At 48.7% G+C, this 16,642-nt stretch carries 20 protein-coding genes; 17 read left to right on the forward strand and 3 right to left on the reverse strand.

The window, feature by feature from the left end; genetic code table 11:
- From FBQ85_14315 to FBQ85_14365, 11 genes are all read left to right on the forward strand, one after another.
- Nucleotides 1-582 (forward strand): phenylacetate--CoA ligase (locus FBQ85_14315; GenBank protein ID MDL1876330.1); only part of this gene is annotated, 582 nt, incomplete at its 5' end.
- 122 nt (nucleotides 583-704) lie between these two features.
- Nucleotides 705-2,132, forward strand: a complete 1,428-nt coding sequence (locus tag FBQ85_14320) for an aldehyde dehydrogenase family protein (GenBank protein ID MDL1876331.1) — start codon at nucleotides 705-707, stop codon at nucleotides 2,130-2,132.
- Nucleotides 2,133-2,301: 169 nt separating this feature from the next.
- A complete protein-coding gene (locus tag FBQ85_14325; protein MDL1876332.1) occupies nucleotides 2,302-2,553 on the forward strand; it encodes a hypothetical protein in 252 nt (83 codons plus the stop codon).
- Nucleotides 2,541-2,843, forward strand: a complete 303-nt coding sequence (locus tag FBQ85_14330; GenBank protein ID MDL1876333.1) for a hypothetical protein — start codon at nucleotides 2,541-2,543, stop codon at nucleotides 2,841-2,843. Before FBQ85_14325 ends, FBQ85_14330 begins: the two co-directional genes overlap by 13 nt.
- A 21-nt stretch (nucleotides 2,844-2,864) precedes the next feature.
- Nucleotides 2,865-3,068: a hypothetical protein gene (locus tag FBQ85_14335; GenBank protein ID MDL1876334.1), complete on the forward strand. Its 204-nt coding sequence runs from the start codon at nucleotides 2,865-2,867 to the stop codon at nucleotides 3,066-3,068.
- A gap of 642 nt (nucleotides 3,069-3,710) precedes the next feature.
- A complete protein-coding gene (locus FBQ85_14340) occupies nucleotides 3,711-3,914 on the forward strand; it encodes a hypothetical protein (GenBank protein MDL1876335.1) in 204 nt (67 codons plus the stop codon).
- Between the two features lie 326 nt (nucleotides 3,915-4,240).
- The gene (locus FBQ85_14345; GenBank protein ID MDL1876336.1) at nucleotides 4,241-5,443 is read left to right on the forward strand and encodes a hypothetical protein; all 1,203 of its coding nucleotides are present in this window, start codon (nucleotides 4,241-4,243) and stop codon (nucleotides 5,441-5,443) included.
- Nucleotides 5,444-5,476: 33 nt separating this feature from the next.
- The gene (locus tag FBQ85_14350) at nucleotides 5,477-6,772 is read left to right on the forward strand and encodes a hypothetical protein (protein ID MDL1876337.1); all 1,296 of its coding nucleotides are present in this window, start codon (nucleotides 5,477-5,479) and stop codon (nucleotides 6,770-6,772) included.
- Nucleotides 6,773-6,789: 17 nt separating this feature from the next.
- Entirely contained in the window at nucleotides 6,790-8,037 is a 1,248-nt protein-coding gene (locus tag FBQ85_14355) for a KamA family radical SAM protein (protein MDL1876338.1), read from the forward strand.
- Between the two features lie 49 nt (nucleotides 8,038-8,086).
- Nucleotides 8,087-8,965, forward strand: coding sequence for a branched-chain amino acid ABC transporter permease (locus FBQ85_14360; GenBank protein ID MDL1876339.1), 879 nt, complete (start codon nucleotides 8,087-8,089; stop codon nucleotides 8,963-8,965).
- A gap of 141 nt (nucleotides 8,966-9,106) precedes the next feature.
- Nucleotides 9,107-9,418: a hypothetical protein gene (locus FBQ85_14365; protein MDL1876340.1), complete on the forward strand. Its 312-nt coding sequence runs from the start codon at nucleotides 9,107-9,109 to the stop codon at nucleotides 9,416-9,418.
- 42 nt (nucleotides 9,419-9,460) lie between these two features.
- Here the strand turns inward: FBQ85_14365 and FBQ85_14370 are convergent, their stop codons facing one another.
- Genes FBQ85_14370 through FBQ85_14380 form a run of 3 tightly spaced genes read right to left on the reverse strand, consistent with a single transcriptional unit; the run spans nucleotide 9,461 to nucleotide 11,737 of the window.
- On the reverse strand, nucleotides 9,461-10,945 hold the full coding sequence (locus tag FBQ85_14370) for an IS66 family transposase (protein MDL1876341.1): 1,485 nt from the start codon (nucleotides 10,943-10,945) through the stop codon (nucleotides 9,461-9,463).
- 43 nt (nucleotides 10,946-10,988) lie between these two features.
- Entirely contained in the window at nucleotides 10,989-11,363 is a 375-nt protein-coding gene (gene tnpB, locus FBQ85_14375) for an IS66 family insertion sequence element accessory protein TnpB (GenBank protein ID MDL1876342.1), read from the reverse strand.
- A gap of 2 nt (nucleotides 11,364-11,365) precedes the next feature.
- The gene (locus tag FBQ85_14380; GenBank protein ID MDL1876343.1) at nucleotides 11,366-11,737 is read right to left on the reverse strand and encodes a hypothetical protein; all 372 of its coding nucleotides are present in this window, start codon (nucleotides 11,735-11,737) and stop codon (nucleotides 11,366-11,368) included.
- Nucleotides 11,738-11,930: 193 nt separating this feature from the next.
- On the opposite strand from FBQ85_14380, the gene FBQ85_14385 reads away from it, so the two are divergent.
- The 6 genes from FBQ85_14385 to FBQ85_14410 form a co-directional block, all read left to right on the forward strand.
- Nucleotides 11,931-12,224, forward strand: a complete 294-nt coding sequence (locus FBQ85_14385; protein MDL1876344.1) for a hypothetical protein — start codon at nucleotides 11,931-11,933, stop codon at nucleotides 12,222-12,224.
- An 18-nt stretch (nucleotides 12,225-12,242) separates the two neighbouring features.
- The gene (locus FBQ85_14390; protein ID MDL1876345.1) at nucleotides 12,243-13,112 is read left to right on the forward strand and encodes a branched-chain amino acid ABC transporter permease; all 870 of its coding nucleotides are present in this window, start codon (nucleotides 12,243-12,245) and stop codon (nucleotides 13,110-13,112) included.
- A 41-nt stretch (nucleotides 13,113-13,153) separates the two neighbouring features.
- On the forward strand, nucleotides 13,154-13,912 hold the full coding sequence (locus tag FBQ85_14395; protein ID MDL1876346.1) for an ABC transporter ATP-binding protein: 759 nt from the start codon (nucleotides 13,154-13,156) through the stop codon (nucleotides 13,910-13,912).
- 4 nt (nucleotides 13,913-13,916) lie between these two features.
- On the forward strand, nucleotides 13,917-14,618 hold the full coding sequence (locus FBQ85_14400; GenBank protein ID MDL1876347.1) for an ABC transporter ATP-binding protein: 702 nt from the start codon (nucleotides 13,917-13,919) through the stop codon (nucleotides 14,616-14,618).
- A 44-nt stretch (nucleotides 14,619-14,662) separates the two neighbouring features.
- Nucleotides 14,663-15,757 carry an iron-containing alcohol dehydrogenase gene (locus FBQ85_14405; GenBank protein ID MDL1876348.1) on the forward strand — a complete coding sequence of 365 codons (1,095 nt, stop codon included), beginning with the start codon at nucleotides 14,663-14,665 and terminating at the stop codon, nucleotides 15,755-15,757.
- A gap of 108 nt (nucleotides 15,758-15,865) precedes the next feature.
- Nucleotides 15,866-16,642 (forward strand): RtcB family protein (locus FBQ85_14410; protein ID MDL1876349.1); only part of this gene is annotated, 777 nt, incomplete at its 3' end.

Consider the following 16,642-nt stretch of genomic DNA (forward strand, 5'->3'; position numbering starts at 1 on the left):
AACAAGCTCATCAAAGCCAGCAAATGGCAGGAGCTCGATGAATACAAGCGCCATGTCATCGATCAGGGTTTGAACATTTTGCGCGCGCATGAAAATATCAAATGCGTTTTCACCACGCCCAAGCTGCTGGAAGCGTTGTGTGAGAAAATCAATCTGGTGAAATACGGCATTACCGGCATCTTCTGCGGCGGCACGGAGATGAATGCGCAGTTTCACCGTTTCGCGCGTGAAGAACTCGTGCCCGGCGTGGATTTCGTGCCGACTTACGGCAATACGCTGATGGGACTCGCCTGCCACAAGCCGTTCGATCCCAAAGACAATTACGCCATCACCTATTATCCGCCTGCGCCTCGCGCGGTGTTCGAAATCGTCGATCCCGATGATACGGGTAAACGCGTCGATTACGGCGAAACCGGGCGTGTGATGCTCACGACCTTGACGAAAGAATTCTTTATGCCGCGCTTTCTTGAACGTGATGAAGGCGAACGCGCCGCGCCGATCGAGCCGTATCCCTGGGACGGGGTCAGCAATTTGCGCCTGTTCTCGCGGTTTCAGGAATCCGTCGTGGTTGGCGTGTATTAAACCTGTGGAGGACGAATGGATTGGTGGATCGTTGGATTTATGCATCGTGATAATCCATCAATCCATTCACCCAACAATCCATCAGCCCAACGATCCAATTATCCATCTCTGAGATGAATACAATGCTTCACATTCCCCTCCTCCGCGCGGGCCGGCCTTACAAAAGCCTGGAAACGGCGCCGCTCAAGCATTTTCGCGATCACGAGCCGGTGGCCGTCGTCAGTCAAGCCAACACCGGCGTGATTGCCAAAGATTTGGCGCAAGCAGAAAGCCATCGTCGCCGCTTGCAAGAAATTCCCATCAAAGAATTGCTGAACATCTGCAGCCGCGCCGCAGATTTTTTCATGAATGCTGAATTGCCGCTTGACGGCGTTTCGCAAAGTCCGCAGGATTATGTGCTGCAATTGTCCTCCACCACGGGCATGCCGCATGTGCTTTGCCGCAACAACATGGAAAAAATCCGGCGCGTGCTGGCGGAAATGCCGGAGATTCTGCACGGGCTCATGCACGGCCTCGATCTCGAGATTCTGGACTCCGGCTGGGTCGTGAAAAACGAAAGCTTGCTGAGTTTTTTCTGCCAGGCCAATGCGCTCGGCGCAATTTTGCCCAGCAACTCACCGGGCGTGCATTCGCTATGGCTGCCTGCGATTCCGCTGAAAGTTCCGCTCGTGCTCAAACCCGGCCGTGAAGAACCCTGGACGCCTTATCGCGTAGCACAGGCGTTCATTGCCGCAGGTTGCCCGGCAGAGGCATTCAACTATTATCCTTCTGCTCATTCCGGCGCGACCGAAATTCTGCTGCGCTGCAACCGGTCGATGTTTTTCGGAGATCAAAGCAGTGTGCGCGCCTGGGCCAAAGACCCGCGCGTGGAGATTCACGGACCCGGTTGGAGCAAAATCATCATTGCCGAAGATCAAATTTCGCGCTGGGAAGAATATCTCGAGGTGATGGTAACCTCGATCGCTGCCAATGGCGGGCGGTCGTGCTTGAATGCTTCCGGCATTTGGGTTCCGTCGCATGGCCGCGAAATTGCCGAGGTGTTGGCGCAGCGCTTGGCCGCCATCGAAGCGCGGGCGATGGATGATCCTCAGGCACAGATTTCCGCCTTCACCAACAGGAAATTCGCGCAGCGCATCAACGACATGATCGAGCAACAGCTTCATGTTGCCGGCGCTGAGGATTTGACCGCGAAATACCGCGGCGGCAAACGCCTGGTGGAAAAAGACGGCTGCACGTTTTTGCTGCCGACTGTGGTATGGTGTGAAGATGCCGAACATCCGCTGGCAAACGTGGAATTTTTGTTTCCCTTTGCCAGCGTGGTGCAAGCGCCGCAAAACGAATTGCTCTCACGCATCGGAACGACTTTGGTGTTGACGGCGATAACAGAAAACGAGGCATTCACGCGCGCGCTTTTTTCCTCGCCCAATGTCGATCGCCTCAACATCGGACCGATTCCAACGAACAAAATTCTTTGGGATCAACCGCACGAAGGCAATTTGTTCGAGCATCTTTATCGCCAGCGCGCCTTGCAGTTGATGGTGAAAGCGTGAAGGGAATTTGTTCGGGCATTTGTATCGGCGCAGGGCATTTCAGGTGAATAAAGTATGACGAAAAGGTTTCGCAAGGTGTGCTTGCTTTTGGGGCAAGAGTCATATATTTTTGATTCGTCAGCCTTATTGAGGTGCAGCCTTGATCTGCAAACACTAGATAGGGCCACGAATGGCAAATTGGCAACGTTTTAAACCAACTGATTTTGAATACGACTTTGATCGTGATGAACTGGCGGCGCATCGTGTGACGTTCGAGGAAGCTGTTGAATGTTTTTTCTCCGGCTTTGAGGTGCGCCGTAACAAGTCCTATCGTGACCGCTATCAACTCGTAGGAAGGACATTCGGAGGACGCAGACTAAAAATTATCTTTCAACTCAAGCCCAAGAACGTTGTTCGTATCATTACGGGATGGCCGATATGAGAGGTAAACGTAAGCATAAAACTTTATCTGCAAACGAGATTGACAAGATCGTCGTGGCGCAAGCAGATGACGACGCTGCATGGGAAAAACCCGTGCGCGTTCGCAGAGCCAAACCGGCCCCTTTGTCCCTGCCTTCGGAATTGGCTTTGCGCGCTGCCTTTGTTGCTCGCCTTCATCGGGAAACCAATGTCAATGACTGGCTGAAACGAATCATCCAAGAACGAATTGATCTGGAAGAAGCCGCGTTTGCGGGATTGAAGAGAGACTTGGCTGAAAAGAATGGCGCATGATCCGCCGTTCCCTTTGCCAGCGTGGTACAAGCGCCGCAGAATGAATTGCTCTCGCGTATCGGAAACACTTTGGTATTGACCGCGATTACGGAAGAGGAAACGTTCACCCGCGCGCTTTTCTCCTCGCCGAATGTCGATCGTCTCAACATCGGGCCAATTCCGACCAATAAAATTCTTTGGGATCAGCCGCACGAAGGCAACCTGTTCGAGCATCTTTACCGCTAGCGCGCCTTGCAGTTGCTGGTGAAAGCGTGAAACTATGACGAGCAGAGTTCGCACGATTTCGGCTTGCTTTTTGGCGAGAATCTTAAATTTTTGACTCGTCGTCAGATTTGAGCTGTAGCCTTGACCGCAAAAAATCGACAGGGCCACGCATGGTCGCCTGGCAACGTTCTCGACCGGCTGATTTTGAATACGATTATGAGAAGAAAGCGCAAGAACAAAATCCTGTCCGAGAGGGCAATCGACGAAATCGTCGTGACACAAGCAGACGATGACTCTGCATGGGAGAAACCTCTGCGTGTTCGCCGAGCCCGACCGGCCTCTTTTCGACTCTCTGCAGAACTGACTGCGCGTGCCGCCTTTTTTTGCCCAACTGCATCGAGATGCCCACATGTATAATTGGTTGCAACGATTTTTTTTTTCGAGAGCGTATCAATTTGGAAGGAGCTGCATTTGCAGAATTGAAGAGGGATTGGGTGGCGAAAAATGGAGATTGACTCAAATTTGTCTGACCGTCTAAGGCGAGATCTTCAATTATACCCGTCTTCGCGCATTGACTACCATTACTGATGGACGAAGGGTTCATTCAATCACTCTTCGTTTTTTCGAAAGTAGATGGAGCCATTTAAGACCAACAAAATTTTTTTGGAATCAACCACACGAAAGCAATTTGTTCGAGCATCTGTACCGGTGGAGGGCGTTTCAAAAGAAGAATTGAGACAACGCGGGGTTGCTAAAGCGAATTTTCGATTTGACAATGAGGTTAGAAAATGCTATTCTTTTGCAAAACAAGCAAGGCTCATTGCGAGTGACTTCAGCATCATGATGAACAAAGGCGAATCTTTTTGACGCTGTCGGAGTGATCGTTAATTTGTCCTCAAAAAACAACAAGCCATATATAAATAAACGACCCTTGTTTTTGAGCCGCAATCTGAGGGCTGCTATAGTGCCACGTGCCCGATTTTGCCAGAGCTGATTATGGAAGGCGATACCATTAAAAAAGCTATCGCTAACGCTTCGGATGAGCTGGCGGCAATTATTGAGTCCTACGAGGATCTCTGTCGCTCTTTGTCGGCAGAAATGGCGGTGAATGCGCCGATGTCGGCTGAAACCTTGATTCCGGTTGGATGAGGCAAGTTGGCCGTGATTTAATAAATCTTTTATGAAATATAGTGATGTGGCGCAGAAGCCGAGAACGCTGGGCTGCGAAGAAATCTCTTGATGAGTTGATGATGTCAACATTAAAATTTTTCTGGAGGCTTAAAATGTTTAAGCAACAAATCTCGATTAGCCCGCTACTCATTTTAGTGAGCGCCGTTTTAATTTTTTCATGTGTAAAGAAAGAGAAAATTGAAATAGGTGCAGTGCTTCCTTTGACAGGTTCAGCTGCAGTCTGGGGACAAAATGCTAAAATGGGACTGGATATTGCGTTAAAAGAAATAAATGAATCAGGTGGTATCTTAGGATCGATGATGAGTTTAGCATATGAAGATAGTGAATCCGATCCAACCAAAGCCGTTTCTGCTTTACAAAAGCTCATAAATATTAACAAAATTCAGGTTGTTGTTGGTGACATTGCCAGTTCATCAGTTCTCGCAATGGCGCCGGTTGCTGAAGGTCAACAAGTAGTTTTGCTTTCACCCGGAGCTTCTAATCCAGACATCACAAATGCAGGCAACTTTATTTTTCGTAACTGGCAATCAGACGCGCTTGAGGGACAAGTTGACGCTGATTTTGCATATAGTACACGTGGATATCGAAAGATGGCTGTCTTATATGTGAACAACGCCTATGGTGGTGGATTAAGAACAGTCTTTGAAGAATTTTTTAAAAAGCTTGGTGGTCAGATTGTTGCTAGTGAAGGCTTTGAACAAAGTTCGACCGATCTAAGATCGCAGATAAGCCGAATTGCCGCAGCTAAACCGGATGCAGTTTTTATGCCGGGCTATCCTCCTGAGATGGGCGCTGCTTTGAAACAGGCTAAAGAGATGGGATTGAAATTCCAAATTCTATCAGTCCAAGCTTTTGATGATCCTCAAATTCTGCAAATTGCAGGTGACGCTGCTGAAGGAGTTATTTTTTCGGTGCCAAAACCACCAGACACATCAGACACTGTGGTTTCTAACTTCATGCGAAAATACAAACAAACTTATAACAAGGAACCTGGTGTATGTAGTGATACTGGCTATGATGCACTCAGAATTATTGCTTGGGCCATGAACAGTGGCGCAAGGTCGAGTCAAGAGATAAAAGATCAATTATTAAAATTGAAGGATTTTTCTGGCGCAGCAGGAAGCACGACATTTGATGAAAATGGAGATGTACTTAAGCCTTTTATATTTAAAAAGGTGGAGAACGGCAAGTTTGTCTCACTATAAATCTCAAAAAATAAGATAAGCGTGGAGGGATTTATGGAAGACGATTTTTTTTTAAAATCATTTTTGCGTCCATCGAAATCGCTTCCTTTTACTATAACTGTGGTTTTTCTTTTTTTGTTAGGTGCGGTAAGTAATTTGTCTCAGTTGATAGGCATACCCACCTCAATTGGGGCATGGCTGTTGATTGTTTTGATTATTACCTCTCTCTTATGGGGGATATTTAATCAGCGTACGACTTTATTTCCTATGATGCGTCTAACAGATCGAGAGGCGGTATTATCTACAATACAGGATGTCATTGCTACTTCTAACAAAGTTGTTTTCATCGGCAAATTTGAACCTGAACTATTCCAATTGCTTTGGACTAACTATCAAATCCGTCTCAAAACTACAAAAAAGCTTAATATTGATATTTATAACTACGATTCGCACATTTATTTTGATAGGCAACATCAGAATGTCGCTACTCAACTCGTTGAATGGGATTCTTCTGAAGACCCTGTAAACCATTGGTGTTTAGCAAATACACAGATTGTTAACTTAGTTATCGGCAAATCACGACATCATCAACGTTTTATCACGTATTTTGATAGCCCTGATGGGGGTATTAACGGTATATTGGTTAATCGAGGAGTAGCTTTAAGTGATGATGCTATTAGTGGAATGGGGTTTTCCTGTCGAGTGAATATGCTTGAGCAAGGCAAAGAACTCCATGGCACGATATTTGACATGAGAAGGTTTTGGGAACCTTTAAAAAAGGGATGGATACATCCTGTATTTCCTCCAACTAACTCGAAGGAGGTTAGAAAGGAATGGAGAAAAGCAATTTTGGAATGGTTTAATGAAAAGGCACTTCATTTTTTGTCCGGAGGAGGGAAAATTACAATTACTTGGAAAATTACCGAACATAGTCTAACAGATGCAAAGGCTTTTACCGAATGGATTGAATGGCAAAAGAATAGTGTTTACATAGAAGTGGAAAGATATCTGCTCATTGACAAAGCTAAATGCAGACAAAATGCTACATACAGAGAAATTGTTAACGAAATTTTGAATACTTATTTTCCTTTATCTGGAAACGATCGATATAAATACTATTTTATCAACAGTACTTCGCTGGATAGTTATCTATGTGAAGATTTTGCACTGTTTACTTTACCTGATGGTAGAATACTCGCTCAAGATGCAGAAAAGGATGGAATCGGCGATGATGAAATTATTCGAATCTATTTTACCCAAGCCCTTTCAACTATTTCAAAAAATCGCGATCGATTCCAAGCATTAACTAGTTTTTCTAAACCAACTAGCCTTGACAGATTTCTTGCTTAATCGTGAAGGAGAATCTGATGAACTATAGAATTGTTGAAAAATGGAAAGAAATTGACCCCAATCAATGGAACGATTGGCGTTGGCAGTTACAAAACGCGATTCGTTCTATTGATCAGTTGATTGATATTGTTGATGATTTTTCCATAGAAAAGCCCACTTGGAAACAAAGACTAGTTCTTGAGAGGATAAACGATTCTTTCGAGATGAAAATTACTCCTCATACAGTTCTTAATATTAAAAATACATTATTAAATCGGGACCAAATAGGCTTTGATGCATTGATGAATTCATTTTTACCGAACGTTATGGAGGCTAGCCGGTTTCACGATGATACAGATGGAATTGGAGAAGAAACCTTTGATTCAAAACCAACTTCATTGGTCACAAACTTTTATAGAAATCGCGTCTTATTTTTTGTATCCAATATTTGCGCTTCTTATTGTAGATTTTGCTTTAGGCGGCGCAAAGTTGGTGATAGAGTCGATCAAAGTATTGAACGAGGTACTGATAATCTTTTCATGGAGAAAGCTCTTGAATATATTAGAGACAATTCTGAGATTCGCGAAGTTATCATTTCTGGCGGTGATCCACTTATTTTATCTGATTCGCGCATCTTTGATTTGTTAAAAAAGCTACGTTCAATAAATCATATTAAAACTCTACGCATTGATACTAAAGTTCCCTCCAGCCTCCCACAAAGAATAACTAAAGAGTTAATTGAAATTTTAAGACAGTTCCAACCAATATACATTGTTGGACATTTTTTGCATCCAGTCGAACTTACGGAAGAAGTTATTGATGCATGCAAAAGACTGGTCGAAGCTGGTATTATTGTTTCTGCTCATACCCCCCTTTTGAGAAAAATCAATGATAATGAAAAAATCCTGGAAGAATTAATGTGGAAACTTTTTGAAAACCGAATTCTACCTTACTATTTGATTCAATTCATTCCAACAAAATGGACAGAACATTTTCGGGTTCCGATTGCAAGGGCGCTAGAAATAATGAAATGGTTACATGAACATCTTCCTGGTTTAGCTATTCCGACTTATATTGTATATCTACCGGGAGGAGCTGGAAAAGTGCCTGTAACCCCAAATTATTTAGTAACACAAACAGATGATGGTTGTTTTTTTCAAAATCTCGAAGGTAAACTATCATTTTATCGGGAACACGAAATAAAGCAATTCAAAGATGATGCATCTATTCCAGATGATACAAAACGAAACCAAAGTACAAACAATGTATTACACTCAATTTTTTAAGATGGGTTGGTGGGTTTTATGAAAACTTCATTGCAAACTCATCTTAAAAATGATTAGTCAGATTTTGGCTAATGGGCTTATAGCCGGCAGCGTCTATGCCTTAGTCGCTCTCGGCTTTTCTGTTATTTACAGCACCGTCCGCTTCTTTCACTTCGCGCATGGCGTGGTTTATACCGCCGGCGCATATTTCACCTTCCTTTACTTCATTCTTTTCAAACTACCGTTCGCAGTCGCAGTGGCGCTGGCAATTTTATCGGCAGCGCTTTTGGGCGTGGCTATAGAATTCCTCGTGTACAAACCAATCAAAAGGCAAAGGGCAAGTGGCACAATCTTACTCATTGCTTCCCTCGGGGTTTCCATCATTCTGCAAAACCTCATTTCGCTTTTCTTCGGGGATGACACCAAAACCATTCGCACGGGCGAAGTGCGCGAAGGGCTGAATGTTTTGGGGGCGCGTATCACGCCGGTGCAAATCGCCATCATTCTCACGAGTCTCGTGTTGTTTGCGTTCACTTTTATCATTCTCAAACGCAGCAAAATCGGCAAAGCCCTGCGCGCGGTTGCCAACGATCCGGAGCTTGCCGTTGCTATGGGGTTGAACAAAGACAGAATCATCTACTTCACGTACTTTGTTGGCTCCGCGTTGGCGGCGATTGCGGCTATTCTCATTTCGCTCGATATCGACATGACCCCGCTCATGGGTTTTCAAGCCATGCTGTACGGCGTGGTCGCGGTGGTCATTGGCGGGTTGGGCAACATTCTCGGTGCTTACTTGGGTGGGCTGCTGCTAGGCTTGGCGCAACATCTCGGGGTGTGGTATATCTCTTCGCAATGGCAAGACGCGATTGCGTTCGTCATTCTCATTTTGTTCCTGCTCTTCCGGCCACAGGGGTTCTTCTGGAAGAAGATTCGGAAGGCGGAGGTTTAGCATGGGGCAAGGAGCAAGGGGCAAAAAGAAAAAAGCAAAAGCGATCTGCGAACAGAAAAGCATTGCTAATCCAGTCGAGGAATGTTATAATCAGGCGTTGAGATCCAGTGATTTGACGCGACGCCTGGCATGGAGGGATAGATGTTTGATTTGACGAGATTTACGTCCACGAACAAATCCGAATTCGAGCAATTAGCGCGTGATCGCAAAGAAGATTTAGACGCGCTGCGCGAAAAAGGGCGATGGACGGCGTCGGTTTACCTTGGGCCGTACATAGTCGAGGCGCGGCTGAAGTTCAAAATCTGTGACGTGCTCAAGTTGGAGAAGTTGCCGGCAATTCTTAAAACGCATGATCTGAATGCGCTGGTAATTTATGCCGGTTTAAAAGATGAGCTAAAATCTTTACCAGAAGTATTTGCCAGTTTTAGCAGCATCAACGTATCCCCTCGGTGAACCCATATCCGATTCGATGACGGGGTTATTTAAAGGCGTAGTTTATTGCTTTGTAGATTGTGCTGACCAATTTTGCGGAAGCAACTCCGCAAGCTGGTGGTGGGGATGATCGGGGAGGCGTGTGAGAAGGTCTTTGAGATAGGCGAACGGTTCGACGTTGTGAAGTTTTGCAGTAGCAACAAGCGAATAGATGATGGCGGCGCGTTTGGCGCCCTCATGCGAGCCAGCAAAAAGATAATTCTTGCGTCCCAATGCTACCGGGCGAATGGCATTCTCGACGAGATTGTTGTCAATCTCCAAGCGACCGTCATTCGTGTATTTCGCCAGCTTCGGCCACTGCCCGAGCATATAGCCAATAGCTTTGCCGATGGCGCTCTTGGGCAACACCTGCGTGCCGTTTTGCCCAAGCCAAGTTTTAATCTCCGCCAAAATGGGCACCGCGTGTTGTTGGCGCAGCGCATTTCTCTCGTCGAACGACATCTGCGCTTCACGCGCTTGCCGCTCAAGTGCATAAAGCGCTTGCAGCTTCACCAGCATCCACGCGGCACGCTCGCGATCGGAATCTTGCGCTTGCTCAAAATAACGCCGCGCGTGGGCAAAGCAACCCACGGCCATGACTCCCGGCCGTGCCAGGATATCATCATAACCGGTGTAGCCATCGCATTGCAAATAGCCCTGAAAGTTTTTGAGCATCTCATTGGGCCCGGCGCGACTGCGGCCCGGCCGATAATCAAACAAAACCAGCTTGGCAACCGGATCATAATACACCCAATGATAACCCAGATGCGTTTTGCCCGGCTTGCTGCGATCTAAAACCGGAAGTGGAGTTTCATCAACCATCAAGTAGGATGATTGTTGAATGAGGGCGCGATGCGTTTCATACAATGGCAATAGCACCTCGCCACAGGCTGTCACCCAGCCGCCAAGCGTGGATTCGGGAAGTCTAACGTGTTGACGGCGAAATTGCTGCTGTTGGCGATAGAGCGGCAGATGATCCACAAACTTACTGATCAAGACATGCGCCAGCAACCCCGGGCCAGCAATACCTTTTTCAATCGGGCGCGTGGGCAGCGTGGCAACGACGACCGGTGAGCCTGCCGAATCATCGCCTTCGGGGCGAACATATTTGGGCCGAACATAACGCTTCACGTAAAGTTCGCCCGGTTGATACTCCAACTCCTCGGTGATTTCGTCGCCGATCTTTTTGAGCGTACTCACATCTTCTGCCGGGGCAATGACAATCTCTTCACGGCGCAGATGTGCCGGTAGTGGATTGCGGCTGGGGAGTTTAGCAGAGGAAGATTTTTTCTGGTGGCGCGTGTAGGTGATGGTGGCGGTGGCAACCGGTGCGGCGGCAGGCGCTTCTTCATTTAATCCGATCGCCAGTTGTTGTTCATTTGCCAGCGGCACAAAACGTTCACGTTTTTGTCCGAAGATCAAACGCTTGAGCTGCGCGAGTTCTTCACTCACACGATGATATTCAAACAACAATTCATCGTACGTGAGCGTGCGTGCGGTTTCCGTCATGCTCTAATATAAACACAGCTCACGCGAAAACCTGAATCTAATTTTATGCCATTTGTTTTTTTGATGAAGACGCATGGTGATAACGTCGGCGGCGCTTGATCGAGGCGAGATCGATGCCTTCGAGAATGAGCAGTAACTCGTCATAGCGCAGTTCCAGGGAAGTGTGTTGAGCAAGATTGGCGGGCAGTTGAAACGTGCCTTGCTCCAAACGCTTGTAGAAAAGCCAGAAACCGGTGCGATCCCACAAAAGCAGCTTCATGCGATCGCGCCGGCGATTGAGAAACACGTAAACGTCGCCACTGGTTGGATCGCGTGACAAGGCCGCAGCCACGAGTCCGGAGAGGCCGTCAAAGCTCTTGCGCATGTCGGTAGCGTGGGCATAGAGAAAGAAGCGCAACGCGGGCGAGAGCGGCACCATGGTTATGCCGGCTGGGTGTGAAGGAGTTGGGCGAGCACGGCGCCCTCCACAGGGCCATGAAAGCGCACAATCACGCCGGTGGGATATTCGATCACGCAGGCCGGTGGCGGCGCTGCGGGTTCGGTGGGCAGGAGGCGCAGGGGAATAAAGTCGCTGAGAGACTCAGGGTTTGCTGCAATCGTAGTTGTTTGAGTCTGCGGCGGCGCCGTAACAGTACCACGCAAGCGATGCCTCTTGAGCCAGTAGCGAAAGGTCCAATAAGCTAGGCCTTCCTGCTGGCAAAACGCTGCCTGCGAAAGCCTACTTGCGAGAAACCGCTCGACTTTCTCAAACATGGCTTGCGCATGTGCGTGTTCACGGTATCGTGGCTCCATCTCTTCTCCTTTTCGATTCAGCCTACGGTACGAATTCGAATCGAAAAATGATAGATGGGTTCACCGAGGGGATACGCATCAACACCATTCATGCCGAGGTTTCATGGCGTTATAAAATTGCAGATCCTTCCCATCAAGTTGATTCAGACAATCTGAAAGCCTGGCTTTTTAACTCAAAATATGGAGTGATGACATGGTTGGGACTATAATGGTAGATAAAAAAATTCTGGAGCGGCTGCGGGAAGCCTTCAAGCGCTACGGTCGAGCCGTCCTGGGCGATCCCAATATGACGGTCGATTTTTTCCCGACAGAATATGAAGGGAGCGTGGGCGTCTTTCTTTCTTCACCAAGTTTTCAAAAAATGCCCTTTTCCGAGCGACAGAATTCCGTGTGGGAATATTTGCTCAATGATCCTCAGGTCAATAAGGATGACATGTTTGTCATTTCACGGATTTCAATTGAGCATGAAACCGTCGAATTTGTCTGAGCCATCACGGGCGTAGTCATGGCCTACCTTCTCCACATTCTCATCCTCATCAACATTTACATAATCATCGCCATTTCGCTCAATCTCATCGCGGGTTATACCGGCATTTTGTCGATTGCGCATGCGGCGTTTTACGGCGTTGGCGCGTATGTCGCGGCTTTGTTTGCGGTGAATTTCGGCACGCCGTTTCTATTGAATCTCATTATCGCGATGGCAATGGCGGGCGCGGTAGCGGCAGTGGTAGCTTTTCCTTCTCTGCGCATTCACGACGATTATTTGGTGATCGCCACGTTCGGCTTTCAAATGATTCTGTTCAGCATCTTCAACAACTGGGTCGGCCTCACGCGCGGGCCTTTGGGCATTCCGGGGATTCCCCAACCCAACATTTTCGGTTTTGCCATCACTTCACACGTGGAATACCTGGCGCTTTCGGGCGTGTGCGCGCTCGCGGTTTACTTTTTTGCCAAGCGCGTGATCGAGTCGCCGTTTGGCCGCGTGCTCAAAGCCATTCGCGAGGACGAGATTTTCACGCAGGCGCTGGGCAAGAACGTTACTCGCTACAAGATTCTCGTGTTTGTCATGGGTGGCGCGCTCGTTGCGATTGCCGGTGCGTTGTATGCGCACTATGTGACGTTCATCGATCCCACCAGCTTCACCATTCTCGAATCAATTTTTATGATTTCCATCGTCATTGTTGGCGGCGCCGGAAGTTTGAAAGGTTCCGTTGTCGGCGCCGCGGTTTTGATCGTGCTCCCCGAAATGCTGCGTTTTCTCGGCATGCCCAATGCGATTGCGGCGAATATGCGGCAGATCATATACGGCGCCTTGCTCGTGGTTATGATGATCTTTCGGCCAAAGGGGTTGGTTGGGGAATACGAACTCAAATGAACTTGGAGTTGTGGGTTGCTGGATTGATGGATTTTTGAGAAATGACTGATGCCTTGCTCACCGTTTCAAATCTTTCCAAAACTTTCGACGGTTTGAAAGCAGTGGAAGATTTTTCGTGCACGATTGCCAAAAGCAAAATCGTCGGACTTATTGGTCCGAACGGCGCGGGCAAGACCACGGTGTTCAATATCATCACGGGATTTCTCGCGGCGGATGCCGGTGAAATTCATTATGCGGGAAAGAACATTACGCGGCTGCCGCCGTACCGCATCGCACACAACGGCATCGTGCGCACCTTCCAAGACTTGCGGCTGATCGCAAGCCTGCCGGTCATCGAGAATATTCTTTTGGCGCGGCAAAAGCAAACCGGTGAGAATTGGCTGGCGACTTTCGCGCTGCGAAAAAAAGTGCTGAAAGAGGAGCACGAGAATAGGCAAATTGCGCTCGATATTTTAAATCAGGTCGGACTTGCGAATAAGCACGAGCATTTGGCTGGTGCGCTTTCCTATGGGCAGCAGAAGTTGTTGACGCTGGCTTGTTGTTTGGCGGCAGAGGCGGATTTGCTGCTGCTTGATGAACCGGTATCCGGCGTGCATCCGAGCATGATTGAAAAGATGTTGGCGCTTATGGCGCAGCTTGCGGCGAGCGGAAAGACGATTCTATTCATCGAACACAATCTGGATGTGGTGATGCAAGTTTCTGATCATGTCATCGTCATGGATGCCGGGCGCAAAATTATGGAAGGCCGGCCTGAAGCCGTCAAAAATGATCCGGAGATTTTGGAAGCTTATTTGGAGTAGGCCATTGTTGAAGGTGATCGATCTGCACACCGGCTACGGGAACAAGCAAATCATAAACGGCATCTCGCTTGAAGTTGAAAAAGGCGAGATCATCGCTTTGATTGGACACAATGGCGCGGGCAAATCGACAATGCTCAAGGCGATCTTCGGGTTGTTGCCGGTTTGGAGAGGCGTGGTGCAATACAATGGCCGCGAGATTCAAAACCTCCGTCCGTCGTTTCATGTGAAGAACGGCATTTCGATGCTCCTGCAAGGCAATCGCGTCTTCACGGAATTGACGGTGCAGGAGAATTTGGAGATCGGCGGCTATTTGCTTCCCGATAAAAAGCAGTTACATACTCGCATGGAAGAAATGTTTCAACTTTTCCCAAAACTGCGAGAGCGTCGCCGGCAAAACGCAGGAACTTTGAGCGGCGGCGAGCAACAAATGCTGGCCCTCGGCAACGCGCTAATGCTGCAGCCGAAATTGTTGCTGATGGATGAGCCTTCGCTGGGACTTGCGCCGCAAAGCCTGCGAATGATGTTCGATTTGACCCGGCACGTCAACAAAACTCTCGGTACGGCCATGCTGATTGTGGAGCAGAAAGTGCGTCAAGTTTTAGAGATCGCGGATCGAGTTTACGTGCTGAAACTCGGCCAAGTGAGTGCTAGCGGAAGAGCAGCCGAATTTTCAGATGAAGAGAAACTGCGAAAAGCTTTTTTGTGAAGACGATAACTGAAGTCGCCCTCTTTGAGACCTTGCACTAGATTATGCCTTTTCACACGTTTGATTTTCAACCGAGCACACGCGTCCTTTTTGGCGGGAATACCATTGCCCAATTGGGGAAATTAACAAAGGAATGCGGCGGCCGGCGTGTTTTGTTTGTTACCGATCGCGGCCTTATCAAAGCCGGACACCTCGAGCACGCGCGGCATGCGCTCGAACAAGAGGCCATTGCCGTCTCCGTTTTTTTCGATCTTGAAGAAAATCCCACCTCACAACATGTCGAAAGCGGGGCGCAATTCGCCCGCGAAAATGCCCCGATTGATTTGATCATCGCGCTCGGCGGCGGCAGTGCGATGGATTGCGCCAAAGGCATTAACTTTCTTCTGACTAATGGCGGCAAGATGGAAGATTATTGGGGCTTCGGCAAAGCCCGCCAGCCCATGCTACCTTCCATCGGCATTCCCACCACGGCCGGCACCGGCAGCGAGGCGCAATCTTATGCGTTGATCATGCACCCGCAAACGCACCGCAAGATGGCGGTTCCCCGCGCTGTGGCCGCGGTCACGGGCATTGATGCCGTATCACATGCGGTTGAAAGTTTTGTTTGCACGCGCGCAAATGCGATGTCGAGAATGTTTTCAAAAGAAGCCTGGCGCCTGCTGGAGAGCAATTTCATTGAGTCTTTGAACAATCCTGCCAATCTCACGGCTCAGGGCAACATGTTGTTGGGCGCGCATCTTGCCGGCATGGCCATCGAGAATGCCATGCTCGGCGCGGCGCATGCTTGCGCAAATCCATTGACGGCGCATTATGGCCTCGCGCACGGCGTTGCGGTGGGCCTCATGCTGCCGCACGTGATTCGGTTCAACGGTTCGATGGTTGATCAGGCGTATGCCGAATTGCTGGAAACTGCACATCTCACACCGAAAAAGGATACGGCTTACGGCGAAAGCTTGTGTGAACGAATCGCCATATTGCATGCCGTCGCTGGATTACCACAGCGTCTAAGTGAATGCCAGATCGAGAAAGCCTCCTTGTCACAATTGGCGCAAGCGGCGACGCAGGAGTGGACCGGCACCTTCAATCCGCGGCCGCTGGCGCTGGCTGATTTTCTGCGATTGTACGAAACCGCTTATTGACACGGCATTTTTACGTTTGATCACGCGCTTTTTTATCGCTATATTCCCACCGCATCGAGTTTTTCTGCACACCTCATAACAAACCTTTGCCGGTTAGGTGGCATCATCATGTCTGAAATTAAACTTAAAAAAATCTCCGATTATCTTTGGGAGATTCCGCCAGAAGGCAACATGCTGGCTCCGGCGCGCATTTATGCCGCGGAGAAAATGCTCAAGAACATTCTTGCCGACAATGCGCCGCAGCAGGCCATGAACGTCGCGCATTTGCCGGGCATCGTGGGCTATTCGCTCGCCATGCCGGATATTCACTGGGGCTACGGTTTTCCCATCGGTGGGGTGGCAGCTTTTGATGTTGATTCTGGGGTGATTTCGCCTGGCGGAGTTGGATATGATATAAATTGCGGCGTCCGCCTCATGGCCTCCAGCCTCACCCTCGACGAAGTCAAGCCGAAGATGCAAGAGCTGGTCAAAGCCCTGTTTCATCACGTGCCCACCGGCGTCGGTTCGGAAGGCAAAGTCAAGCTCGCGCAGAAAGAGTTGGAACAGATCATGACCAAGGGCGCGCATTGGGCCATCAAAAACGGTTACAGCGAACCCGATGATCTCGAGTTCATCGAAGAAAACGGTTTGATGCCCGGCGCGCTGCCGGACAAGATTTCCAAGCGCGCCAGTGAGCGCGGCCGGCCCCAACTCGGCACGCTCGGCAGCGGCAATCACTTTCTCGAGGTCGGCTATGTCGCGCAGATTTTCAACGCCAATGCGGCGGCGGCGCTGGGGCTGTTTCAAGGTCAAATTACGGTGATCATTCATTGCGGCTCGCGCGGCTTCGGCCATCAAGTGTGCGAGGACTATCTCGGCGTGATGAACCGCGCGGTGCACAAGTAC

Source organism: Cytophagia bacterium CHB2 (assembly GCA_030263535.1).
Lineage (GTDB): Bacteria > Zhuqueibacterota > Zhuqueibacteria > Zhuqueibacterales > Zhuqueibacteraceae > Coneutiohabitans.